Origin of the sequence: Falsigemmobacter faecalis, assembly GCF_003863335.1 — a bacterium.
Taxonomy (GTDB): Bacteria; Pseudomonadota; Alphaproteobacteria; order Rhodobacterales; family Rhodobacteraceae; genus Wagnerdoeblera; species Wagnerdoeblera faecalis.
In genome coordinates, this window is record NZ_RRAZ01000004.1 from 1 (window position 1) to 24,165 (window position 24,165).

A 24,165-nucleotide genomic window follows, 5' to 3' on the forward strand; every position below is an offset into this window, starting at 1 on the left:
ATGAAACCTGGGCCATGGACTTTGTCCATGACCAGTTGGCGACAGACCGGAAGATCAGGGTTCTGACCGTTGCTGACATCTTCTCCTGCTTCTCGCCGGTCGTTAATCCGCGCTTCAGCTATCGGGCTGAGAATGTGGTGGAGACCCTTGAGCCTGTCTGTGCTGAACGCGGCTCCCCCAGGACGATCCGGGTCGATCAGGGATCTGAGTTCATCTCCCGCGACCTGGATCTCCGGGCCTGCACCAAGGGGGTCACCCTCGACTTCTCACGCCCCGGAAAGCCCACCGATAACGCCTTCATCCTGCGTCGGGGGAAACAGTCCCCCGGACTGTTTCCTAATCCCTCCTCACGTTCAACGGCCGCTTCCGCGAGGAGTGTCTCAGCGCTCACGGGTGCATGACGTTTGCAGATGCGAAGGAAAAGATGGAGACTTGGTTGAGCGACGACAACACCGAACGACCGCATGGCGCCATTGGCGACAAGACGCCCTGCGAGCTGGCAAATCCGGGGTCGCTTCCGACCCGAGCCCCGGTCAAACACCCGAAAACTCCGGCCTCGGGTGATCCGGATTAGAGGCTCACTTCAAAGGCCTGGGATGATCTTTGCCACACAGACGTGCTGAAGGGGGCAGGCAAATGAGCCGCTCCGGCAAAGGCACCGGCTTTCATAAGGATCTGGTGTCTTCCTCGACAGAGGTCATGGAAACACCGGCAATCAGTGCCGGCACGCTCTCCAGCCGGAAAGCGCAAGGTTTACGGCACAGTGAAGGAACCCGGCCAAATCTTTTTCGCGGTCAGGAACTGATCCGGTTCCAGGCAGAGAAAAAATCAACCGGGCAAGGGACGCGAAGCCTGACCTGCGGTGTGTTTCGGCGTGCAGTTTTGCCCCCCTGGAGTTTCTGCGTATCACTCGCTGTGGAGCCGCGGACGGAGGGGGGGGTAAGCAGGTGGATAGGATTGCGCGGGTCTGGCGGGCCTTCTCTGTGTGCAGCGCGGGTCGAGGAGGAAGACTGCGGGTCTCGCGGAATACACCCCGCAGAATTTTGCGGTCGGATGAGACAGGGTTCAGCTCTGAGCGCTGTCCTCAGCCGATGCCACGGATCGGGGCCTGGCCGGAGCAGCCGGACCGGCCTCTCTCATCGAATGCGAACAGGCCGTCCCGTGTGCAGCTGACACGGATCCGGGCCTTCGAAGCCCTGCGCGCGTCCTCGGATATGAGGGCGCTCTGATGCCGTCCGCCGATTTGCGCGAAGCGGGTCGCAGACCCGCGTGGCACCAGCGCCAGAGGCTTATGTTCCGCGGCCTTACGATCAGGCTGAGACCGGCCAGTCCGACCGGAGCCACGGGGGGCGACCTTTCCTGTGCAGGCCGCCCCTATTCGGCTTTGTCACAGCAGAATGATGCTGGCCTGTCCTCGCGAGAGCCAGAAGACTCAGCCGAGCAGGCCCGGACCGATGGCACCTCGCCGGCCTCGATTTTCGAGGCGCATGATCAGGCCTTTGGTTCTGCACGCGGGGCATCTGCGACATCTAGCCATGAGCGGGGCCATGGCAAGAGAAGGCGGTAGCAGAGGCGGTATTTACCGGCAAAGAACGGCTATAGAACCGCCATTTTCTGCAGATGTGCAGCCCTGATCGGGTCCGGCCGGTCGCCTGCACGCCCGCTTCGGGCGGCGACCGGGCCATTGTCCGCCATGAATGGCGAGCGGTCAGGTGGAGAACCAGGCCGGGCTGGTGTGGGAGAGGTGCTTTACGCCTCCTCTGCGGATGCAGAGTTTCGAAGACCTGAATGCATGGCTGCCGGATAAATATGTGGCCTGAGCCAAAGCGCACCGCCATCCTGAACAGACCCACCGGACCCTCCGGGAGGGTGTCGGGAAAGGGCGACGGCACCTCCTGCCCTGCGCAGATCCTTTCGATGGATGCCACAGGGCTCCGGCCTCCGTGGCAAAGACCGGCACAATGCGGTTTGATAGCTAAAATACGCCGTCGTGCCGACTGCCGCTGGTCGGCCGGCTGATGTGCATGCCTATGTAAAAGGATCGTTAGTCGCCCGGATGGGATGGGGGTCGGAGAGCACGCACGCCTCTGCGGTCACAGACAGACGGCTGATCATTATGGGCCTGTTCTGGCCGCGAACCGGATGCTCTGCGCAAGGGCGCAGCCTTCAAAAACCGGGTGTTCCCCCTGGGGATGGCGCAGTCGGGCGCAGACTGACGGGGCGCGATGATGGCGAGCGCCAGATGAGCTGCGTTCCGGAAGACGGCCTGCAGGCGGTCAACCAGGCTGTTCACCCGGCGCCAGTGGCCATTAACATTCCTGTACGTCGTCGTGGCCCGGCTCCAGCCGTTCTGCCCCCCCCCCGCGGCTCCGCGTCTGACCCACGAGCCCGTGGCGGATTGCGCAGGATATGACGACCTGGCCGAAATGCCCCCCCCAAATCCTCGACCTGATGGGGACGCTGAAGCTTTGCGGAATGCGCAGCGCCTGTGAGGAAGTCATGACCCGCGGCATCAGGCGCCTTCGCGCATCGTCGGTGACCTGTTTCCATCAGAGATCGCCGGGAAGCAGGTGCGCTCAATCCGGTACCAGATGACTGTTGCAAAGCTTCCGCGGACCAAAGACATCGGTGCGTTAGACTTCAGGGGATCCCCTGGGACTGAGGGCCTTGTCGAGGGCCTCAGTCCCAGAACAGGCAATGGGCTGACCGGCGTCATGTGGTCGCGATCGGCGGGACGGGCACGGGAAAGACCCATCCCGCAATTGTCCGTGCGCTTATCCGTAACGGGATCCGCAGCTGACTTCGTGAACCGCCTTGCAACCGAAACGCGCAGCGGCAGGCAGGGGCGGTTTGCCGACGACATACCCGCCTTGACCTCGCGCGTCAGGAAACGGTCCCCCGGACCGTTTCCTGACCTTCCGCGCTTCCTGGTGAACCCGGGCGATTTGCCCTGTGCTCAGTCAGGCGGCAGGTGCTCTTGCCTCTGAACAGCCGCCTCTGTGAGCGCAGCTCGATTATCGTCACCCTTCGGCGAATGACCGGTCGTCTTCAGCGATCCGAAGAGGGCAATGACCCTCTGACGCATCCCTGCGAAATCACAGGGACTGGCAACGCGTCATGGCACTGCAAAACCCGCGCCTGACACTCCTGGCCTGATCTGCCTGCAAAACAGGATCCGTCTCATTGGATCAGGCCAGGATCTCCAGTCCCTTGGGGGGAGTATTGCGCGCCGACGGGCGGTGAGGTTTGAGCGCGAATTGACCGGCGGCAGTCTTGAAACCGGACATCCGGAACCTCCTGGCTTTCGTTCCGTCGCCGATCCGCGGTGCCAGGAGGAACTTACCTGCATACCCGCAAAAATGGCGGCGCAGGCGCGCAAAGCCGCGGTGGCCGCCCGGGCGCGGTCACAACGTCCGCAGAGGCTCGGGGTAATATGTCCAGGCGAGAAAGCGGCTGATCTTCTGGCCCTGGCCCATATCGACAATCCGGTACTCAGCCACCCGCGCTTTGCTTAAGAGCCGCGTGAGGGGGCGGAGGCTGTCTTTCTTTGACACCAGCGAGGTGAACCACAGACAGTGCTCAGAATAGTCCTGGCTCTGTTCGATCATTGCGGCGATGAAACCGACCTCGCCGCCAGGGCACCACAGCTCAGCATTCTGGCCGCCGAAGTTCAGCTCTCCGGTCTCGCCTTTGCCGAGGTTGCGCCATTTGCGCCGGCTGCCCTCCTCTGCCTGCTCGGGGGAGGTGTGAAACGGCGGATTGCAAAGCGTGACATGAAAGAGGTCCTCCGGGGCAATCACGCCCGCAAAGATATCCTCCGGATTGTTCTGGTGCCGGAGCGTGATGCTGAGCCCGTTTCGCTGACAGATTTCACGCGCCGAGCGGATCGACACCGGATCGATATCGACACCCGTAAAGTCCCAGCCATATTCGCGCTGCCCGGTCAGCGGATAGACAAGGCTCGCCCCCGTCCCGATGTCGAGGGCCCGGATGCCCGGGCCGCGCGGACTGCGGCCGCCGTTGCTCTCAGCCAGCAGATCCGCGAGGTAATGGATGTAATCCACCCGGCCGGGGATCGGCGGACAGAGGTAAGTCTCGGGGATCTCCCAGAACTCAATCCCGTAATGCGCCAGCAAAAGGGCGCGGTTGAGGGCGCGGACTGCCGCCGCATCGGCGAAGTCCACCGTCGTCTCACCGCGGGGATTCAGTGTCGTAAAGGCACACAGTTCCGGCGATTTCGCCATCAGCCGCTCAAAATCATAGCCCTCGCGGTGCTGGTTGCGGGGATGCAACGTGCGTTTGACAGCCATGGAAAACCTTCGCGTAACCTGACGCTCACACAGCGTCTGACAGGGGGATGACTTTAAATCCTCCCGCCGCGCTGTGAAATAGCGGAACGGGGCTCTTACAGGAGATCTTCCCCGTCTGAGAGGTGATCCGCAGCTGGCGGATGAACAACGACAGTCCTCAACCGCGCCAAAGGATACCGGGCATGAAGAAACCCGCCGCGGTTTCGCACGGCGGGCCGGATGCATGCCAGATCCCTGCGCGTCAGCCGCCGGTCTGGCGCTGCAGGGCGCGCAGCTGATCGCTGTTGAGATAGCCGCTCTCCGGGCTGCCCTGGCTGCGCTGCCAGGCGCGCAGGGCCTGACGGGTGCGCCGATCGAAGGTGCCGGCGGTGCCCTGGGTGTCATGGCCCAGAACCGTCAGGCGCAGCTGAACTTCACGACGCTCGCTGACGGACAGGCCAAGCGCGCGCTCGGCAGCTTCATCGGCGGCATTTGTGACCGGTGGCGGGGTCGCGCCGGGGCGGCGCAGATCGCCGTATTGCCGCGACAGCAGCGCCACATCCTGCGCCGTGACATAGCCGGTCTCTGAGAGCCGGTTGGACCGCTGCCACGAACGGATCGCAAGGCGGGTGTTATTGCCCCAGGCCCCGTCCGCGCCGCGGGTGTCATGGCCGAGTGCGGTCAGCTGCTGCTGGATCTCAAGGCGCTGGTTGCGCGTCAGACCAAGGGCAGCCTCCTGCGCCGCGGGCGTGTTGACCGAAGGGGCGGGCGTCACCGGGCCGCGCCCGAGATCGCTGTACTGGCTGGAGATCAGCGCCACATCCTGGGCGGTGACATAGCCGGTCTCAGCAAAGCGATTGGCGCGCTGCCAGCCGCGAATGGCAAGGCGGGTGTTGTTCCCCCAGGCCCCGTCCGCGCCATAGGTGTTAAAGCCAAGCGCCGTCAGCTGCTGCTGAATCTCAACCCGGCGTGCCCGGCTGAGGCCAAGGGCGGCCTCAGTGTTGGCGGCGGGCGTCGCGCCGGGCTGGGGGATGACCGGCTGCCCCGCGCCCGGGCGCAGGGCATTGAGCGCGGCAATGGCGTCCTGGCGGAAGGCCCCCTGCGGGAAGCTGCCGAGATAATTTTCATAAGCTGCTGCGGTATTGCGGCTCTGGGCCTGGACGAAAGCGTTGCGGTCCAGCTCCTGGGTGATCATCGCGCGGGCCACGCCACCGATGACATCCCCGATCCCATCCTGCGCCGCTGCGGTCAGCGGGGCCCCGAGCCCGGCCATGACCAGCAGTGGCAGTGCGATGCGTTTCATCTCGCTCTCCTTTGTGGCGGATGCACGGGCGGGCCGAAACGCGGCCCGCCGTCTGCAGGGAGGAACGCCCGGCGCTGCGATCGGTTGCAGCCGCGCCCACAGATGCAGCGCTCAGGCGAATTTGCGCTGTGTCATGAAGTCCAGAAAGGCTTTCAGCGCCGCCGTGGCATGGCGCGCATCGGCGTAAACAAGCTGAATAACCACATCCTCAATCGGATGATCCGCCAGCACCTGCACCAGCCGACCCGAGGCCAGGTCATCCGCAATCAGACTGACCGGCAGCACGGTAATGCCCTGCCCGCTCACGGCAGCCGTCTGCAGCATCTCCCAGTTGTTGGCCTGAAGAACCGCGTTGACGCGCTGCCAGATCACCTCGCCGCTGCGCAAAAGCGGCCAGACGCCGGATTCGGAGATCAGCGTGTGATGCAGACAGCGCATCTCCGCCAGATCTTCGGGTGCCGCAGGAAATCCCGCCTCAGCCAGATAAGACGGGGCCGCCACCATCATCGCCGAGACGGTGTGCAGGCGACGTGCAAAAAGCGTGGAATCGGGCAGACGCCCGCCGACGATCGCCGCATCAAGGCCGTCCTGATGCAGATCCGAGCGCCCTTCGGTGAGCACCAGATCCAAAGTCACATCCGGAAACTCTTCCATAAAGTCCGCAAGCACCGGCTGCAGCGTGGTCATCATATAGATTTTCGGCACGCCAATGCGCAGACGGCCCGCAACTTTAGATGAGGCCTCACGTATATCTTCATTGGCGCAGCGCAGATCATCCAGGATGGGCCGCACCCTGTCGTAATAGCGCTGCCCCAGATCCGTCATCCGCAGCGAACGGGTTGAGCGCTGCAAAAGCCGGGCGCCCAGATCCTGTTCAAGATCGGCGATATATTTACTGGCCTGACTGCGCGAGATGCCCATGCGCCGCGCCGCAGCGGCAAAGCTGCCCTCTTCGACAACATGCACATAGGTCTGCAAAATATTCGTTTCCAACACCCGCCCCGCCGCAACACCGCCAATCCGGAGCAGAAGATTTAAGCAGTTCACCCCATCCGGGCAAGCCGGACAGGGGCGGAAAAGACAAACTGCCTCATCACAAGCAGCTGAGGGCTGCTCTGCCACACCGGAAACGCAGTGCGGGTGATGTTTGCGGGTGCCCTGACGGGCACCCGTATCGCATCCGGCCGGAGCCGAAAATCCGGCTCAGCGGGCCGAGGTGACCGGAGCGTTGCCCGAGGTTTCGACCAGGGTGACGGCCACTTTATCAGCGTTCACGAAATCATCGGAGATGACAACATCAACAGCCGGAACCTGGAGCACTTCGCCGATCAGGTGCGAAGCGGGGCTGTTGTCGCGGGCGTTATAGCCTTCAGCCGAAGCCGAGGTGGCAGCAAGAACAGCAAGGGTGAGGATGGAAGCAAGCTTTTTCATTTTTCTAAATCCGGTCATAGGGAAAGGCGTGTTTGCCTTTCGATGACAGAGAAGTAAGTCTCCCCCTCGAAAAAGATTAGATGTCATTCATCGCGCTCTGTGTTCGATCAGATCGGACAATCACGGGCGTGTGACGCAAAAAGCCCGGCACTCCGGCCGGGCTTTGGGGGGGTCTGTCAGACGAAGATCAGATCTGCGCGGCGCGCTGCGGCTCTGGTGCGGGGCGATGCGGATCAGGGATGACGATCGGCGGACGCGGTGCGCCAAGGGCAGCGCGCGACAACTCTTTCACCCAGGCCAGCGCCACCAGCGCCAGCAGCCCGCCCAGGATCACCACATCCTCGACAATCGTCAGCGTGGGGTCGAAATAATGCAAAGCGGCGCGCGCGGCAAAGGACAGCACCGTCCCCACGGCAAAGACCGGCAGCGCCTGACGGCCCATCACCACGAAGGGCCAGGCCAGGCGCGAGGCCGAGAGGTCGCGCAGATGCGGGCTGACGCTCACCAGATAGGCCAGCGACAGCACATGCAGCAGGCGCGGCAGCTGCAGATAGCCCTTGTTGAAATCCACGAGCACGAAAGGCACCCCCGCTTCGCGCAGCGTTTTCATCACCACGTAAAAGCCCTGATCGACCGGCGGCACCTGTTTAACCAGGAACGCCAGCGAGGCATAAAGCGCCGCCGCAATGATCAACCCGCGCTTCACCGGCACAAAGCGGCGTTGACCGCGCAGCGCAAGCCCGGTCAGAATGCCCAGCACAAAGATCAGCTGCCAGGAGAAGGGGTTCAGAAACCAGCCGCCCCGATTGGGATAATTCGGCAGGTTCTGCCAGGTGAGCCCCGCCACCGCCCAGACCGTAATAGAGGCGATCAACAGCCAGCCCGGACGCCGCTGCCCCGCCCAGATCAGCAGGGGGGCCGCCAGCATCAGCAAAACATAAAGCGGCAGAATATTCACATAGCCGAACTGATGCAGCAAAAGCGGCAGCCCGATCAGCACGCCCACCGGGTCTTCCACAAAGCGGTTGAAGTTGTCCCTTGAGATCAGTTCGGGCACTTCGCCAAAGCGCAGCATGGCCGCCACCAGGCCCAGCACCGTGACCGAAATCACGATATGGACCATATAGAGCGACCAGGCGCGATGCCAGGGACCGGCGATCCCGGCCCACCAGCGTCTGGCCTCAAAGTGCTTGCCAAAGGCCAGCGCCGCCGAGACACCCGCCAGCAGCACAAAGGCCTCTGCCGCATCCGAGAAGCCGAAATTCTTAGAGGTCAGCACCTCGTAACGATTGCCCGGCACATGGTTGATGAAGATCATCGCAAGCGCGAGGCCGCGGATCATATCAATCCGGCCATCACGGGGCGGCGCAGAGGCCGCTGGGGGGGAGTTGAGATGTGTCACAGCCTGGCATCTGCGACCTCTCGCGGGTAAAGGCAAGGGATGTAACAGATTTCTGACAAAAGCCGGCGAACTCCCGCCAGCGGAGGGCCGGAAGCACGGCGATGGTTTGCTCAGCAGCCCCCCGGGGCGGCGGGCGGCGGGAACCCTGCTGAACGCGGCGTGATCCCCGCGCCGCAGGCCGCCGGAGCGGAAACGGGCGGCCTCGCGCAGCAAAAAAACCCGGCTGCGAGGGGGATCGCAGCCGGGGCCGAATGTCGCTCAGCCGGATCAGGCGCGCAGGTAGCGCACCAGATGACCGCCGCCAATATCGATCAGTTCCGACACCTCGGGGGTCTCAAAGACATTGGGCGGCACCGAGCCGTCGCCCATATGGCGGTAGCCGGGCGGCGCGGGCGGCAACTCCCTGACCAGCGCTTCGGTGTCTTCCTTCAGGAAGGTATCCGGGTCCGGAATCGCCGCGATCAGACGGCGGGTATAGGGGTGCTGCGGGTTCTCAAAAATCGCCTGCCAGGGGCCCTGCTCGACGATCTGGCCAAAGAACATCACCACCACGCGGTCCGACATATGCTCAACCACGCTCAGATCATGCGAGATCATCACGTAAGACAGCTGGAACTTTTCCTGCAGATCGAGCAGCAGGTTGATGATCTGCGCCCGGATCGACACATCCAGCGCCGAGACCGGCTCATCAAGAACCACGATCTCCGGCTCAAGGATCAGCGCGCGGGCAATGCCGATGCGCTGGCGCTGACCGCCGGAAAACTCATGCGGATAGCGTTTGCCCTGCTCAGGCGTCAGGCCGACGTTTTTCAGCATGGCGCTGATGCGGCGCGCGATCTCGGCCTTGTCTTTCACGCCATGCAGCCGCAGCGGCTGCTCCAGCGACTGCCAGACGGTCTGACGCGGGTTCAGCGAAGCATAGGGGTCCTGAAACACCATTTGCGCAGCCCGCGCGCGCGCCATACGGCCCGGGGCTTCCGGTCCGGTCATCGGCTTGCCGTGAAAGCGGATGCTGCCTTCGGTCGGGTCCTGCAGCCCCATAACGGCCAGGGCCGTGGTGGATTTGCCGCAGCCGGATTCGCCCACCACCGAGAGGCATTCGCCCCGCGCCAGATCAAAGCTCAACCCATTGACGGCATGCAGATAGCGCTTGCCGCCGCCCAGAAAACCGCCCGAAGAGATCGGGAAGCGGACATGCAGGTCTTTGACCTCAAGGATCGGTGCCGTCATTGCGCCGCCCCTCCTTCTGTAATGCGGGGCGCGATAAAGCGCTCCTGCGTCAGCACCGAGCGGTCAGCGATGATGCTGTCGATATCCACCAGACGGTTGCGGCTGTCAGAGGTGCGCGAGCCCAGGCGCGGCAGCGCCCCCAGCAGACCCTTGGTATAGGTGTGCTGCGGATTGGAAAAGAGCGCGCGGGTGTCGTTCTCTTCAACCAGCACGCCCGAATACATCACCCCCACCCGCTGACAGACCGAGGCAATGACGCCCAGATCATGGCTGATGAAGAGAACAGCCGTGCCACGCGCCGCGCAAAGCTCACGGATCAGCTTCAGCACTTCGGCCTGCACGGTCACATCCAGCGCCGTGGTCGGCTCATCCGCGATCAGCAGATCCGGGTTGCAGGCCAGCGCCATGGCGATCATCACCCGCTGGCGCAGACCACCCGACATCTGATGCGGGTAGTTTCCGGCCCGCCGCTCGGGGCTGGGGACCTTCACGGCTGCCAGAGCCTCAATGGCCAGCTTTTCCGCCTCGCCCCAGGCTTTGCCCTGATGCAGCACGAACATCTCGGCAATCTGACGCCCCACGGTCTGCAGCGGGTTCAGCGCCGTCATCGGCTCCTGAAAGATCATCGCGATGCGGTTGCCCCGCAGATTGCGCATGGTCTGCTTTGAGGCCTTCAGAAGATCCTCTCCGCGGTAGAGGATCTGCCCCCCCGTGGCTTTCAGCGGCTTTTTCAACAGCCCCATGATCGCCAGCGAGGTGACCGATTTCCCCGAGCCGGATTCGCCCACCAGGCCAAAGGTCTCGCCCGGCATGATCTGCAGCGACACCCCTTTCAGGATCGGCACACCCTTCCCGCTTTTCAGCGGCACATCGACCTTCAGGTCTTTAATCTCGATCAGCGGAGCACTCATAGCTTGCGCGTCCTCATATGCGGGTCGAGGCTGTCACGCAGTCCGTCGCCAAGAAGGTTAAAGCCAAGCACGGCCAGAAAGATCGCAAGGCCCGGGAAAATCGCGGCCCAGGGGGCAAGTTGCAGCATCTCGCGCGCATCGGTCAGCATCGAGCCCCAGGACGGGAACGGCGGCTGAATGCCCAGACCCAGGAAGGAAAGCGAGGCTTCCGCCAGCACCGCACCGCCCATGCCAAGGGTTGCCATCACAAGGATCGGCCCCAGCATATTGGGCAGGATCTGCGTAAACATGATCCGCAGATCCGAATAGCCCAGCGTCTGCGCCGCCTGAATATAGCCCTGCGACTTCAGTGAGAGCGTGGAAGAGCGCGCAATCCGGCAGGTCCAGGACCAGTTGGTAAAGCCAAGCGCGATCAGCAGCGAGGGCAGCCCCGGCCCCAGCACCGCCATCACGGCCAGCGCAAAGATCAGCGAAGGGATCGCCAGCATGACATTGGTCAGACCGTTCACAAGGTCATCCCACCAGCCGCCCCAATAGCCCGCGGTCATGCCCAGCGTCACCCCGATCACCGAGTTGATGATCTGCGAGACAATGCCCACGGTCAGCGAAATCTGCGCGCCATAAAGAATGCGGGTGTAGATATCGCGGCCCTGACTGTCGGTGCCGAACCAGAACTCACCGCTCGGCGGCAGTTCTGAATTCATCAGATTGGCGTCCAGAACCGGATCAAAGGGCGCAAGCCAGGGCGCAAAAAGCCCGGCAAAGACCACCAGAACGGTCAGAAAGCCGCCAAACCAGAGGTTAAATCCAAGGCGCATAAGCGTCACTCCTGCTTGATGCGCGGATCGATCGCTGCATAGAGCAGATCGACGGCAGTATTGATGACAAGAAACCACAGCACGATCACCAGGATCGCGCCCTGAACGACAGGAATGTCGCGGATCGCCACGGAATCGACCAAAAGCGAGCCTATGCCCGGCCAGGCGAACAGCTTTTCAATCACCACAGCCTGCCCGATCAGCGAGCCGAACTGCAGACCCACGGTGGTCACGATCAGCACCAGCGCGTTGCGGGCCACATGGCGGCGCACCACGGCGCTCTCACTCATGCCCTTGGCATGGGCGGTGCGGACGAAATCTGAGTTGACGACATCCAGAACCCCGGCCCGCGTCGTCCGCGCCAGCAGCGCCAGCGGCGTCACCCCCAGGGCAATCGCCGGCAGGATCAGGTTTCGGATCGAGCCGTCGCCGTAACCAAAGCTCGGCAGCCAGTTCAGCTGCAGCGCAAAGAGCATCATCAGCAGCAGGCCCAGCCAGAACTGCGGCAGCGACAGACCCGAGACCGCGCCGATCATCGTCACGCTGTCAAACAGCGAGCCCGGGCGCAGCGCGGCCATAAAGCCCAGCGGCACGCCGATCAGCACCGCAAAGACCATGGCCGCAATCGCCAGCTTCAGCGAGGGCCACATCCGCTCTCCCAGCATATCCAGCACCGGCAGACGGGTGCGGAACGAAGTGCCAAGATCAAAGCGGGCAAGATCCCAGATATAGGTTGTAAAGCGTTCCCACAGCGGACGATCCAGCCCGAACTCGCGGTTCAGACGCTCAATCAGCAGGGGATCCGCATTGGTGCGGCCATCCGAGAAGAGCGCTGTCGCGAAACTTCCGGGCACCACAGAGAATATCACAAAGATCAGCAGTGCGACGACAAAGAGCGTCGGGATCATCTGCCAGATCCGTCGAAGCGTAAATTTAAGCATGTGCCGGTCCCCTGTCCGGGCCCGCGACGGAAGCACCGCCTGGGATCAGTTCTCAGTCAGGCTCTGCGCGTCTGGTCTGGCGCAGAGCCTGTCGGTGAGGGGCGGGGATGTCTCCCCGCCCGGGCATCAGTGAACTGATTACTTACGCGACGCCGGTGCGCTGTCGTCGATCCAGATCGAATCGTAGTCCTGCAGCGCCAGTTCGGTCGCATTCGGCGCAAGGCCATGGACCCAGGGCTGATAGGCCATGACGGCTTTGTTGTAGTTGAAGAACCAGACCGGGGCTTCTTCCTGCAGCAGGTTGTTGGCCTGTTTCAGAAGATCCATCTGCTTGGCTTCATCGGCCTCAGCACGGGCGGCTTCATAAAGCTTATCGAATTCAGCATTCGAGAAGTTGGTGTAGTTACAGGCCGACTGCGCGGTCTGCGACCAGAAGCAGCGCAGCACGGTCAGCGGGTCCGGCCCGGTCAGGTTCGACCACATATAGGCCTGGAAATCACCTGCCGAAACGGTCGAGCCGAGGGCAGCCGATTCGATCGGCTTCGGCTTCACGGTGATGCCGACCTGCTTCAGCATCGGCAGGATGGCTTCGATGATCGGCACGCCCCAGGATTCGTTGGGGGTGGCGGTCACTTCGAATTCAAAGCCGTTCTCAAAACCGGCTTCTTTCAGCAGGGCTTTGGCCTTTTCCGGGTCAAACGCATAGGGCTGCGCGGTGTCATCAAAGGCAGGCGAGCCCGCCGGCAGCCAGCTCACAGCGCGAACCGCTTTGCCCTTTACCAGACGCTCAATGATGAGATCCGAGTTGATGGCATAGTTGATCGCCTGACGCACGCGCTTGTCGGCAAGGGCCGGAACGGCGGTCTGGTTGAAGCCCACGTTGCGGGTAAAGGTCTCTGCCACTTCGAGGATATGGTCTTTCAGCGCCGGATCCTGCTGGTAAGCCTGATACTGCACCGGACCCAGAACCGAGACATCGACCTCTTTGTTGCGGAAGGCCACGTCACGGGCCGAACCTTCCGGCATGACGATGATATTCACGCGGTCGAGATAGGGTTTGCCTTCTTCGTAGTAGTTGTCAAAGCGCTCCACCACGACCTGGCTGCCGGGGACATGCTCTTTGAACTGGAAGGCACCCAGACCCACCGGCTTGATCGCCTGCTGGTCCAGCGGGTAATCCGACGGATAGATCGAGGTGGTCGATTCCATCAGGTTGAAGCCCGGGTTACCGGCGGCGTTCAGCGTCACCTCAAGGGTGTGATCATCGATCTTTTTCAGACCTTCGATCTCGGTGGCTTCGCCTTTGCCAAAAGCGTCAACGCCTTTGATGATATTGATGTAGCTCGCACCCGGCAGCGCGTTCTTGGCATCGGCCAGGCGCTTGTAGGTGAAGATCACATCATCGACGGTCAGCGGCTTGCCGTTGTGGAAAACGGCGTTTTTCTTCAGATGGAAGGTATAGACCGAGCGATCATCCGAGATGTCAACGCTTTCAGCCAGTTCCGGCACCGGCTTGTTGTTGTACGAATCCCACGAGTAAAGCGAGCGGTGGATCGCATAGGTGACGAAATGTTCCTGGATATTCGGGCTCGAATGGATATCCAGCGTCGAGAAAGCCGAGCCATAGGGCGCGGTGAAATTAAAGGTGCCGCCCTTGCGCGGGGTCTCGGCAAATGCAGTCGCAGCGGTGCCCAGTGCGAGCAGGGCTGCGAGGGAAAGTGAACGCATCATTCTATGGTGCTCCCATGTTGAAATCAGATGTCCGGGTTGGCCCCGGTTATTTCCTGGCTCCCCGGCCTGTCCGCCTGAACGGGCCGGGGGCCTTTGTCTCAGCGTGCGTCGTAAACAACGCGCCCTTCAAGCAGGGTCAGCACGCATTTCGTATCGTTCAGGATAACTTCCGGAGTGTCCTCCAGCAGGTTGCCCGAAAAAACGGCAATATCGGCGAGTTGTCCGGGCACCAGACGGCCCTTCACGCCTTCGGCCTTTTGCGAATAAGCGCCATATTCGGTCAGCACCTGCATCGCAGTGTCGCGGTCGAGAATCTCTGAGGCATCCATCACCGTGCCCTTCCAGGTCTTGCGGGTGATCAGCGCATAGAGATTCGGGAAGGGGTTCGGCAGACAGACCGGGCTGTCCGATCCGGTTGAGGGCTTCATGCCCATCCGCTCCCAGGTGCCGATCGGGAAAGAGGGCAGCCCGCGCTCTTCGCCCAGCACGCTGACATAGGCATCGCCGAAATCATAGATGAAGGCCTGCTGCGGCGCGGGCAGGATGCCTGCGGCTTTCATGCGGTCGTTCTGATCGCCTTTGGGGAAGCCGCAATGCTCAATGCGGTGGCGGCGGTCGGCGTCCGGGGTCTTCTCCAGGGCGCGCTCATAGGCGGTAATCAGCTGTTCAATCGCTTTGTCGCCAATGGCATGGCAGGCCAGCGCATAACCTTTGTCGTGCAGCTCCTGCACGCGCTCATAAACGTAGTCATCGGGCAGCATCTGCACGCCGAAGTTGTCGGGCTGGCCCTGATAGGCCTCCGACATCCAGGCGGTGCGACCGCCCGCCGAGCCGTCCAGGAAGAGCTTCACCGCGCCGACGCGCAAAAGATCATCCCCTGCCCCGGTGACCAGACCCATGCGGTAGCAGTCCTCGACGATGCTTTTGCTGGGATCGCCCAGCAGCGTCAGCCAGACCCGCACCGGCAGACGCCCTGCGAGTTTCGCAAACTCATAGGCGCGCATCTCTTCAAGGCCCGCGATATGGCCCACGGCGGCATCCATGCAGCTGGTGATACCGTGCGACAGCAGATAGGTACCGCCCGCCTCAATCGCGCCGATCAGCTGCTCGTTCGACGGGGTCGGGGCGATGGAATAGACCAGATCCATGGCGTTTTCGGCCAGAAGCCCGTTCAGACGCCCGTTCGAGCGGCCAATGACGCCGCCCTCAGGATCGGGGGTCTCATCGGTGACGCCGCCGAGTTCCAGCGCTTTGGAGTTGGCGATGGTGATATGGCCGCAGGCGCGGGTTACCAGAACCGGGTGATCGGGGGCCGCAAGGTCCAGATCATCGCGGGTCGGATGCGCGCCGGTCGGATATTTCGTCTGGTCATAGCCCCGCGCGCGGATCCAGTCGCCCTTCGGCGTGGTCCGGGCGCGCGCGGCAATCGCTTCAATCAGATCTTCGACGGTCGGGGCAAAGGCCGGGGTCGCATTGACCATGCCCATCACGAAGCCGGTGCCGATGAGATGCAGGTGGTTGTCGATCAGACCGGGGCTGGCAAAGCGGCCCTCAAGGTCGATCACTTCCGTTGCACCGCCCTTCAGCGCCATGATTTCAGCGGCACTGCCGGTGGCCAGCACCCGCCCCTGCCAGATCGCCACGGCCTCACAATAGCCTTCAGCTTTGCCGCGCCAGATGCGGCCATTGTGAAGGATCAGATCTGCAACTGCTGTCATTCTTGTTTCAGGCTCCGGTCAGGCGCAGCATCCGAAAGCCCCCGGGGCTTCCTTTCCGACGCGCATCCGCCTGATCTCTGTGCGCCGGACTGAAGGTTCAGGAAAAAACAACTCACATCCAGGCAGCACGCCCCTCGCGCGAAATGGCCCGCCCCTCCGGCAGACCCTCCCCGTGAAACGCCGCACCCCCGGGACATCCAGCCTCTCCCCTGGCCCCACTGTGCGAATTTGCCTCACCCCGCGCCAGTGCGCAATGGGCACAATTTCATGCCCGCACCGCATAACCTGCCGGAAAACAAAAAAAATCGCGGCACCCTGTGCAGGTGCCGCGAAAATCAGCGCAGAGGCTGCCAAATCTTTGTGCAAATTCAGGGCCCCGGCCCTGTGCACAAATTTTCAGCCCTTGATGAAACGCAAAGCGCGCAGGATCTCAAAGAAATCATCCGCCGCGAAGGTAATGGTGCGCGGACCTGCGGTTTTGACGCCCGGATACCAGCTCGACTGATAGGCGTTGACGGGATTGGTGAACTCAATCTTCACCTCAAAGGGGCCTTTGACATCGGGCATCCGGGTTTTGTTGTCCTGACGCAAAGCCCGCTCGACCCCCTCACGGATCAGCTTTTGCGACCGCTGCGGCGCGATGGAGTTCGAGCCCGGGCCATAGCCCTTCAGCGTCTCCACCGTCACGATCCCCGGCACCTCAGTCGCCACCTCGGCGCAGATCCCCTCATCGCCCGACAGAAAGACCGACGGCACGCCGTAACGCGCGGCGCAAAGCGCGTTGATGGTGAATTCTGACGCCGGTTGCCCGTTCAGATACATGCAGGAGATTTTCAGGTTCGAGGTATGCGCCAGCGGGTTGTCTTCCGTCCCCGCCCGCGAGTGATGCCCGGTAAAGACCGCCGCATCAAAGCTTTCATCAATGCCGAACATCATCTGATCGGGGTGCCCCGACCACGACCGCACCACCCGCACATAGTCCGGCAGACGGCCCACCAGGAGATTGCGACCGCTGTCATGGGCGTCTTTCACCACCACCTCGGTCGCCCCTGCGGCCCTTGCCCCTTCGCAGGCCGCCAGAACCTCCAGCGTCATCAGCTCGCGGAATTCCTCCCAGCCGCGCTCCCCGCGGATGGTTTCTTCCCAGTCGACAATCCCGGCGGTGCCTTCGATATCGGCGCAGATAAAGACTTTCATTGCTGGTTTTCCTTCAGCCAGTCGGCGAGTGAGGGGTAATAGCGGCTGTGCCCCTGGGTGCCGGGGGCATGGCAAAGCGCGTTGAGAACGGCTTCCTGGGTGGCCTCGGCAGCGGCGCGGAAGGCCAGATCGATCAGATCATCCGACAGGCGGCGCTGCGGTGCAAAGGGCGTGGCGGGATCATGCTCCACCCGGTCTGCCGTGGTAAAGATCACCGACAGATCGCCCGAGCCATGGCCATAAAACGCCCCGAGCCGCGCCAGACCTGCGCCCGCGCGTTTCGCCACGCGCTGCAACTGCCGGTCCGCCAGCGGCAGATCGGTGCCAAGGATCACGATCACGGAACCCTGCTCGCGCTCGGCCAGGTCTTTGGGATGCGGGCGGCGGCCATCGGGCAGCATCAATTGCCCCGCCGGGCCAAAATTCGCCAGCACCAGCACGCCAAGGGTAAAGCGCTCACCGCCGATTTCCATCACCCGCGAGGCCGTGCCGATCCCGGCCTTAAAGCCAAAGGCCGTCATCCCGGTCCCCGCGCCCACCGCCCCTTGGGCAAAAGCGCCCGGAGCGGCTTTTGCCAGCGCCTCAGCCGCATGCTCCTGCGTCACCGCCAGGGCACGAATGTCACTGATCGCGCCGTCATTGCACTCACAAACCAGCGCATTCACGGTGCCGGTGCTGCGGCCAATATCGTCATTCTCTGCCAGCGCGCGGCGCACCAGCGCCTCGGTGCAGGTGCCGACGTTGAGGGTATTGGTCAAAAGGATCGGCGTCTCGAGGGTGCCCAGTTCCGCCAGCTGCATCAGCCCGGCGGATTTGCCAAAGCCATTGATGACATCCACCGCCCCGCGCAGCTTGCTGCGGAAAAGATTGCCCTCACCCGGAATGATCGCCGTGACCCCGGTGGCCAGCCCCTCGCCCTGCAGCGTGACATGGCCGAGTTTCACCCCCGCCACATCGGTCAGCGCATTCAGCGGCCCGCTCGGCAGATGCCCCTCAAAGCGGATCCCGAGATCGCGGGCAGAAGCCTGATGTTTGCTCATAACGTCTCTCCCTCAGGCCTTTTTCCAGATCAGATTGCGCGCCAGCCAGACGCTGAGGCGGATCGCCTCAGGCGCACCGCCTTCATCCCGGATCAGTTTCATCGTCCAGTCCCCCGGAGCGGGGGCATCCAGCGAGCGGCGGGTGACAAGCTGCCAGTGATCTTTCGCGGCAGGCCGGATCAGCTCCGGCCGCCCGGTGCCAAGCGGGCCTTTAAAGATCGCATAGCCCATGCCGCCCTGCGTGGTGATCTCCATCTCAGAGCCGATCTCTTCGCAGATCCAGCGCCCGGTCAGATCCTGCGGCGAGGTGGCAAGATCACGCGCGAGAGGGGTCAGCCGCGCAGCGTAATTCTCAAGGCCGCGCGCCATGACCAGATCCGCGCCGTCCCGCGCAGCCTTCACAAAGCCGCCCTTCAGGCTGCCATCGGCCTGACCGGCCAGACCATCCGGCCCGGTGCCGAAGTGCAGCCGTGCATGGCTGCCCTGCGGCTCGATGCGCGCCAGAAGCCCGGTCTCTTCGCAATACCACTGGCCTGCCAGATCGGCGGCCACCGGATGCGCAGCCACAGACGTCACGCCCAGCGCGGCGCGGGCAATGCCATGGGCCGCGCCATGGGCATCGCCGTGGTGATTAAGCAGCACCACAACCGAAAAGCGGCTGTCGCGCCCCGCCATGCGGTAGGCCCGAAAGCCCCGCAAAGCGCCGCCATGGCCGGTGAAATGATCCCCGCCGATGCCATGATGCTGCAGGCCAAAGCCGTAATGCGCCCGCGTGCCATCGCGAAAGCTCTGCGGCGCGGCGGCAAGGTTGTAAAGCGAGGCGGGATCGTCGCGGGTCGCGTCAATCCAGCCCTCATAGCTGCACATATCGTTGAGCGAGGCCGCCATCCCCGCATCACCCATCCACCAGAGGCCGTTTTCGGCAGGCAGATAGCCGGTCTCTTCGCTGCCCTCATAGCCCGCGATGCCGTCGGGCGCGGTGCGGGTATCAGCGGCCAGATAAGCCGCCTCCATCCCCGCAGGTGCCAGGACATGACGCGAGAGCAGATCGGCAAAGGCCGCACCGGTCTCAGCCTCAATCAGATCGGCGATCAGACGGAAATTGCCGTTGTTATAGCTGTAGCGCGTGCCCGGCGCGAAATGCGGGCTTTGCAGATAAGCAAAAACGCGGGCGGCATCTTCGGGGGCAAAGAACTGCTCGGCCTTTGCGCCCATCAAAATGGTCTGCGCCCAGTAGTCGCGCAGGCCCGACTGGTTGTTCGCCAGATCCCGGACCTTCGGCAGATCGCCTTTGAAATTCGGCAGATGCGCGAGCAGACGTGCATCCAGCGCCTCCGGGGCCCCACAGGCCGCCAGCATCACCATGCAGGTGAACTGCTTGGAAATCGAGCAGAGCGGGATGCGCGTCTGCGCCGTCATCGCCTGCCCGGTCTCAAGATTGGCATAGCCCCAGACCCGCTCGGCTATGACCCTTCCTTCGTGCAGAATGGCAGCGGCGCCGCCGGGGCCGCGCAGGCTTTGCGGCAGGGCGTTCAGCGCGGCCTCTGCCGCACTTAGAGATAGTCTGGTCACGTCGGGTCTCCGGCTCATGCGGGGCTAACATGCCGAAGTGCAACCAAAAGGGGAAGAGCTTGACGCAGCCCCTCAGGACAGCCAGAGGAAAGCCATGCAGACGCTTGATAACATCATCTCAGATCGCGGCTCGCGCTATGCCGTCAGCTTTGGCCCCTGCAAAGATGCGGGCGAGGCAAAGGCCTTTCTGACCGCGCTGAAAAAAGACCGCAAATTCGCCAAAGCCACCCATAACACCTGGGGGGCCTGGACCGACGAGGGGCCGCTGCGCAACGACGACGGGGAAAGCGGTGCCGCCGCGATCATCCTGCGGATGCTTGAGCGTGAAGGCGTGCGCGATCAGATTTTTGTGGTGACCCGCTGGTATGGCGGCAAACACCTCGGCGGCGACCGCTTTCGTCATGTCCAGGAGGCGGTGCGAATCGGCCTTGCCGCCCTGCGGGACGCGGGCTGAACGCAGGCGGCCCGGCGAAATCTATCCCTCGCCCAGCACCTCCCGCGCCAGATCCGAGCGCTCCCAGGGGACCGAGACCCCCTCCTCATAAAGCACATCCCGCGCCTCGGAGAGCAGCGAGAGATAGCGCTTATATTCCTGCGCGCCGTTGAAATACTGGCCCCGCGTCACCTCGGCCCGGGCGCGGTTGAGGAATTCGGCATGATATTTGAAATGCGCGAACATCAGCGGCTTCGGGGCCAGCTTCACTTCCGTTGCATAATGCAGGCTCACCGAAAACCGCATCCAGGGCTGGTACTTCAGCAAAGCGACCTTTTCAGAGACGAAGAGTTCCGGCCCTGATCCGGGCAGCAGCCGGTGGCGCAGCGCCGAGGTGCGTGCCACCGCCTCACCATAGGGGCCGCTGATGGTGGGGGTGTGCAGCAGCGCCCTGCAATCGGCGTGAGAGGCCTGCTGAAAGGGGTCGCCTGCATCAAGAGCGGCCTCCTGCAACCGGCCCTTGGGGTAAATGTCGAGCATGGAGACCGCAAAGGCGTCAGAGTCGGCGAAGTCCTCTTTGCAGACAAACTCTGCAAGGCGGGTCTGCCTGTGGTCTCCATAGATCAGCAGCTCATCCGCATCGGCCACAAGGCTCCACTTCCCCGGCCGCAACTGCGCCATCAGCGCGATTTTCCACTCAGAGCCCTGAGCGGTTGAGCGGAAGGGGGCTTCGGCGGTGAAGACAAGGGTATCGGGCTGCTCCAGCAGAAATTCCAGCGTGCCATCGTCTGACATATTGTCAACAAAGAGAAAGCTGGTGACGCCGAGGCGACGGTAATGGTTCAGGAAATGCCGAAGAATGAATTTCTCATTGCGCACGACCGAGATCACCGCGACCGCCGCCTCTCTCGCCGCCTGCAGACGCTCGGGCGGGCTGACGAGGACCATATGCGGTGACTGATGATGAAGCGTCACCGCCCGGTTCGCAGGCCAGATCATCGGCGGCGAGAGACGCAGGCTCTGATAGCCCCGACTGATCTCCCGGAAGGCGTCATGGGTGTCGAGATGCGCGATTTTTGTCCCCGAGATCGCCGAGGGGAAAAAGCCCGCGCACCAGCGTACCACCGGGGCACCCCCATCGTGCACCCGGCGCATCAGCATGGCATTGCAGTCTTTCTGCTGCGGCGCGATCCCGGCCAGCGCCAGAAGATCACCGACCAGTTTGTCCTCTGAATATGACACGCTGCGCAGCCGCTGGCCGGCGCTGCTCTCAGCCTGGGCTCTCAGGGCCAGCAGGCTGCGGCGGCTCAGCGCATAGCCCGAGCCGCCATCGGTATAGGCGGAGGGTTCGGGGGATTTATCCAGCTCCATCCGCGCGCGCAGCGACTGCGAGCGGCTCATATGCCAGGCTGAGGGCTTTTGCCCGGCGTCGCGTTTGATCACCCGGCCGTGATAGTCGCAAAGCCGATGGCTGAGGCTGCAGAAATACTCCTGCACATCCAGATAGCAGTCGTCATCGATCTTCAGGATATGACTGAAGGGCGTGTGCTCTGCCGCCCAGGCCAGCATGGCGAGGCTTTTGGCCGGAAGGGCTTCATAGGTATCCCCGGCGCTCACCCGCAGCACATCGCCCTCGGGGCTGCCATCGCCGTCACCGACAACAATCAGGCAGGGGATGCCCAGCGCCTCCAGATCGCGCATCCAGGTTTCACGGATGCGGGCCACCCGGGTCGCCAGATTGGCCTTGCACGAATAGACCAGCACCAGGGTGTCAAAGAGCGCCGGGGTCTGCAGCCATCTTGCGCGCCAGTCGGATGCGACCTCCCCCCGCCGCACCGGATGGCTCAGACGGGCGGTCAGCTGCGCCAGCAGCGCCGCCTGGAACGCCCCCGCAGAGGCGGGGGTCATGAGCGCTGACAGACGGGCCGCCGCTGCCGCCACCACCGGATCATTGATCGTCAGGTCCGGCGTCTGTGCCAGCAGCCGTCCGATCAGCGGCTCAAGCAGCCTCTGCAAGGCCCTGTGCCCGACCCGCAGCGCATCGCAATAGACAAGCAGCGCCACATTGAACCGCAGATGCGGTGAGCGGTCCTGCCGCAGCGACAGCAGCCCTGCCTGCAGGTTGTCCAGATCACCAGGCTCGCCGCCTTCCGCGCCGCCCGAGAGGATCTTCAGGGTGAGGCGGGTCAGCTCCCGCAGCGGCTCATGGCTCTCCGAGATCCGCTCGGGATCGCGAAGCCGCCGCACGGCCTCGCGCGCCGGCGCATGAAACCGCTCTGGCGCGGCAGGGGCATCGGGAAAGGCGAGCGCACGAATGAGCTCGCTGCGAAAGCCCTCGGACTGGCAGTCGGCCTCTTCGCTCTGCGTCAGCAGGCCGGTCGGGCCCAGAAGCTCAATCCGCATCCTTTCGGTGCCAAAAACCTCCAGCTGCGCGAAGAACCGCAGGGCTCTGCGCAGAGCTGCCGGATCACCAGGCTCCTGCGCTGCGCGCGCCTCTGCATGGCTTTGCACCGCCGCGAAACCCGCCTGACCGCGGGCCAGCAGCAGCGAGCCTGCGGCGAAGTCCGGCAGATCTGCGGCAAGGCGCTGCCAGAAGGTGGGCGAAAAGCCGTGACAGCGCAGCGCGGACCGCTCAATCCGGTCCCTGAGCCAGACAGGCAGGCGCGGCGCGGCCATCAGAAGTGCCACCGAGGTTGCAATCATATTGCGGCAGGGACCACGGCCCCAATAGCTCGCGGCCATCCGCTCTGAGAGGGTCAGAAAGCCAAAGATGATGCGCTGCATCCTTTCAAGCCCGAGCCCGGGATCCGGGGTCAGCACGCTCGCTCTGACCGCCTGCCCGATGGCGGCGGTATTGAGCCAGCCAGTCGTCAGCCCCGCCAGCGCCTCAAGCCGCTCTGCCAGCTCCTCAAAGCTCCCCCGCATCGCCAGCCAGGGCAGGGCAAGGGAAATGCCCTCGCCGTCGCTGGCCCGAAAGCGCCCCTCCCGGGAGGCGCAGGCCCTGCGCCAGACCGCATAAAGCGCGTCGAAGTTCCCGATGCGGCAGAAGTGTTCGGTGAAGACCAGCAGCGCCTGCTCCGTCACCTCCGGTGCGACGGCTGGCAGATGCGCGGCAGCAGCAGTGAGGATGTCGCCGTGACGGCCCTCCTCAGCGGAAGCGAGCAGGGCCGTCACCTCGCTTTTCCAGCCCGCGATCAGCACCTCCTCAAGGCTTTGCGGCGGCGAAGGCGGCGGCAGGGCGGCAGACGGATCTTCCGCCTCGGGCAGATCCATAAAAGCGGAGAGCTGATAGCTTTCCGTCGCGCGCCGGATGTACGCCACGGTCTGCGGTGACAACCGGGGCAGCAGACCGGCGTATTTCACATGCTCCAGCGCAGAGATCACCTCAAAGCGGGACTGAAGCGGATCCGGACAGCGCTGTGCGAGCGCCTCAATCGCACTGACCACGGCGGCGCGGGTTAAAATCAGCTCCGGCTGCTCCGGCGCGGCATGGGGGGGGCCGATCTTTGCGCTCAGGCTTTCCCCCACGCCCTCCAGACTCCAGAGAAATCCCGGCAGCACGGCCTGCAGGCTGCTCAGGGCGGCGCGCCCGGTCTGCGGCCTCTCGCAGGCGCAGGGCAAGGTGATGTCGGTGCCCGCGATCTCCAGCGTCACCAGGGCGGGATCATCGCCAAGCGGCAGATCATAGCCGTAAATCATCAGATCTTCGCCGAACTTCAGTTCGGGCACCACGATCTGCGGGGCGGGGTCTCCCTTGACCTTCAGTGTCCCGAAAATCAGATCCGGCGGCAGTTCCAGGCAGTCAATGGCGCTCAGGTCCAGGCGCTGACGCGACAGACCCGCACTCAAAACGCCATTGAGGCGCAGTTCCAGCCCGTCCTTCACAACGCTGACCGATACCGCCAGCGGCAGGGTTTCATCTGCAGACAGGGGCAAGCTGCGGGGTTTGCCCCAGACGCCATTCCTGAACCGGCTGATAAGCACCACCTTTTCGGCAGGGCGCAGCGACAGATGCAGCGGGATCTCTGCCGAGCGCAGCCTGCGGAAGTTCAGCTGATGCCACTGCCCCTCCCGCGCCTCGAGTGAAAATTCGACGGAGAACCCGTCCGTGACCTGGCACAGCAGCAGTTTCATCGGCGCACTCACACT

16 protein-coding genes and 2 pseudogenes are annotated in these 24,165 nt (G+C 63.3%); 3 read left to right on the forward strand and 15 right to left on the reverse strand.

The genetic code is table 11. The features are described 5' to 3' along the window. A pseudogene (locus EG244_RS20820) lies at positions 1-574 on the forward strand (transposase); the annotation flags it as partial. A gap of 1,877 nt (positions 575-2,451) precedes the next feature. Further along, positions 2,452-3,142 (forward strand): annotated as a pseudogene (locus EG244_RS20620) (ATP-binding protein). A gap of 262 nt (positions 3,143-3,404) precedes the next feature. On the opposite strand, the gene rlmF reads toward EG244_RS20620, so the two are convergent. From rlmF to EG244_RS03345, 14 genes are all read right to left on the reverse strand, one after another. Next, a complete protein-coding gene (gene rlmF, locus EG244_RS03280) occupies positions 3,405-4,310 on the reverse strand; it encodes a 23S rRNA (adenine(1618)-N(6))-methyltransferase RlmF (RefSeq protein WP_199737765.1) in 906 nt (301 codons plus the stop codon). A gap of 241 nt (positions 4,311-4,551) precedes the next feature. Continuing rightward, complete coding sequence (locus EG244_RS03285; protein ID WP_124963592.1) at positions 4,552-5,592, reverse strand: peptidoglycan-binding domain-containing protein; 1,041 nt, start codon at positions 5,590-5,592, stop codon at positions 4,552-4,554. A 111-nt stretch (positions 5,593-5,703) separates the two neighbouring features. Then, positions 5,704-6,585 carry a LysR family transcriptional regulator gene (locus EG244_RS03290; protein WP_158617228.1) on the reverse strand — a complete coding sequence of 294 codons (882 nt, stop codon included), beginning with the start codon at positions 6,583-6,585 and terminating at the stop codon, positions 5,704-5,706. Positions 6,586-6,795: 210 nt separating this feature from the next. Further along, the gene (locus EG244_RS03295; RefSeq protein WP_124963594.1) at positions 6,796-7,023 is read right to left on the reverse strand and encodes a hypothetical protein; all 228 of its coding nucleotides are present in this window, start codon (positions 7,021-7,023) and stop codon (positions 6,796-6,798) included. A 187-nt stretch (positions 7,024-7,210) separates the two neighbouring features. Then, positions 7,211-8,425, reverse strand: a complete 1,215-nt coding sequence (locus tag EG244_RS03300) for an OpgC family protein (RefSeq protein WP_267900255.1) — start codon at positions 8,423-8,425, stop codon at positions 7,211-7,213. Between the two features lie 267 nt (positions 8,426-8,692). Beyond that, positions 8,693-9,655, reverse strand: a complete 963-nt coding sequence (locus EG244_RS03305) for an ABC transporter ATP-binding protein (protein ID WP_124963596.1) — start codon at positions 9,653-9,655, stop codon at positions 8,693-8,695. Further along, entirely contained in the window at positions 9,652-10,566 is a 915-nt protein-coding gene (locus EG244_RS03310) for an ABC transporter ATP-binding protein (RefSeq protein WP_124963597.1), read from the reverse strand. Before EG244_RS03310 ends, EG244_RS03305 begins: the two co-directional genes overlap by 4 nt. Further along, the gene (locus EG244_RS03315) at positions 10,563-11,384 is read right to left on the reverse strand and encodes an ABC transporter permease (protein WP_124963598.1); all 822 of its coding nucleotides are present in this window, start codon (positions 11,382-11,384) and stop codon (positions 10,563-10,565) included. The genes EG244_RS03310 and EG244_RS03315 overlap by 4 nt, the downstream gene beginning before the upstream one ends. A gap of 5 nt (positions 11,385-11,389) precedes the next feature. After that, positions 11,390-12,325, reverse strand: coding sequence for an ABC transporter permease (locus EG244_RS03320; RefSeq protein WP_124963599.1), 936 nt, complete (start codon positions 12,323-12,325; stop codon positions 11,390-11,392). A 138-nt stretch (positions 12,326-12,463) separates the two neighbouring features. After that, positions 12,464-14,056 (reverse strand): ABC transporter substrate-binding protein, encoded by a 1,593-nt coding sequence (locus EG244_RS03325; protein ID WP_124963600.1) that lies wholly within the window; start codon positions 14,054-14,056, stop codon positions 12,464-12,466. A gap of 98 nt (positions 14,057-14,154) precedes the next feature. Then, on the reverse strand, positions 14,155-15,774 hold the full coding sequence (locus EG244_RS03330; RefSeq protein ID WP_124963601.1) for an amidohydrolase: 1,620 nt from the start codon (positions 15,772-15,774) through the stop codon (positions 14,155-14,157). 396 nt (positions 15,775-16,170) lie between these two features. Beyond that, positions 16,171-16,971 (reverse strand): M55 family metallopeptidase, encoded by an 801-nt coding sequence (locus tag EG244_RS03335; protein ID WP_124963602.1) that lies wholly within the window; start codon positions 16,969-16,971, stop codon positions 16,171-16,173. Further along, on the reverse strand, positions 16,968-18,011 hold the full coding sequence (locus tag EG244_RS03340) for a DmpA family aminopeptidase (protein WP_124963603.1): 1,044 nt from the start codon (positions 18,009-18,011) through the stop codon (positions 16,968-16,970). Before EG244_RS03340 ends, EG244_RS03335 begins: the two co-directional genes overlap by 4 nt. 12 nt (positions 18,012-18,023) lie before the next feature. Continuing rightward, positions 18,024-19,583, reverse strand: coding sequence for a D-aminopeptidase (locus EG244_RS03345; RefSeq protein ID WP_233588904.1), 1,560 nt, complete (start codon positions 19,581-19,583; stop codon positions 18,024-18,026). A 94-nt stretch (positions 19,584-19,677) separates the two neighbouring features. Here EG244_RS03345 and EG244_RS03350 point away from each other — a divergent pair, with 94 nt between their 5' ends. Next, entirely contained in the window at positions 19,678-20,037 is a 360-nt protein-coding gene (locus EG244_RS03350) for a YigZ family protein (protein ID WP_124963605.1), read from the forward strand. A 21-nt stretch (positions 20,038-20,058) separates the two neighbouring features. Here EG244_RS03350 and EG244_RS03355 read toward each other — a convergent pair whose 3' ends face one another. Beyond that, positions 20,059-24,150, reverse strand: a complete 4,092-nt coding sequence (locus EG244_RS03355) for a glycosyltransferase family 2 protein (protein WP_124963606.1) — start codon at positions 24,148-24,150, stop codon at positions 20,059-20,061. Between the last annotated feature and the right edge of the window lie 15 nt (positions 24,151-24,165).

Bases quoted from the DNA above. Each gene is read 5' to 3' on its own strand.
- EG244_RS03320 (WP_124963599.1), bottom strand. From the start codon at position 12,325: ATGCTTAAATTTACGCTTCGACGGATCTGGCAGATGATCCCGACGCTC.
- EG244_RS03315 (WP_124963598.1), bottom strand. From the start codon at position 11,384: ATGCGCCTTGGATTTAACCTCTGGTTTGGCGGCTTTCTGACCGTTCTG.
- EG244_RS03285 (WP_124963592.1), bottom strand. From the start codon at position 5,592: ATGAAACGCATCGCACTGCCACTGCTGGTCATGGCCGGGCTCGGGGCC.
- EG244_RS03330 (WP_124963601.1), bottom strand. From the start codon at position 15,774: ATGACAGCAGTTGCAGATCTGATCCTTCACAATGGCCGCATCTGGCGC.
- rlmF (WP_199737765.1), bottom strand. From the start codon at position 4,310: ATGGCTGTCAAACGCACGTTGCATCCCCGCAACCAGCACCGCGAGGGC.
- EG244_RS03325 (WP_124963600.1), bottom strand. From the start codon at position 14,056: ATGATGCGTTCACTTTCCCTCGCAGCCCTGCTCGCACTGGGCACCGCT.
- EG244_RS03335 (WP_124963602.1), bottom strand. From the start codon at position 16,971: ATGAAAGTCTTTATCTGCGCCGATATCGAAGGCACCGCCGGGATTGTC.
- EG244_RS03310 (WP_124963597.1), bottom strand. From the start codon at position 10,566: ATGAGTGCTCCGCTGATCGAGATTAAAGACCTGAAGGTCGATGTGCCG.
- EG244_RS03295 (WP_124963594.1), bottom strand. From the start codon at position 7,023: ATGAAAAAGCTTGCTTCCATCCTCACCCTTGCTGTTCTTGCTGCCACC.
- EG244_RS03340 (WP_124963603.1), bottom strand. From the start codon at position 18,011: ATGAGCAAACATCAGGCTTCTGCCCGCGATCTCGGGATCCGCTTTGAG.
- EG244_RS03350 (WP_124963605.1), top strand. From the start codon at position 19,678: ATGCAGACGCTTGATAACATCATCTCAGATCGCGGCTCGCGCTATGCC.
- EG244_RS03355 (WP_124963606.1), bottom strand. From the start codon at position 24,150: ATGAAACTGCTGCTGTGCCAGGTCACGGACGGGTTCTCCGTCGAATTT.
- EG244_RS03305 (WP_124963596.1), bottom strand. From the start codon at position 9,655: ATGACGGCACCGATCCTTGAGGTCAAAGACCTGCATGTCCGCTTCCCG.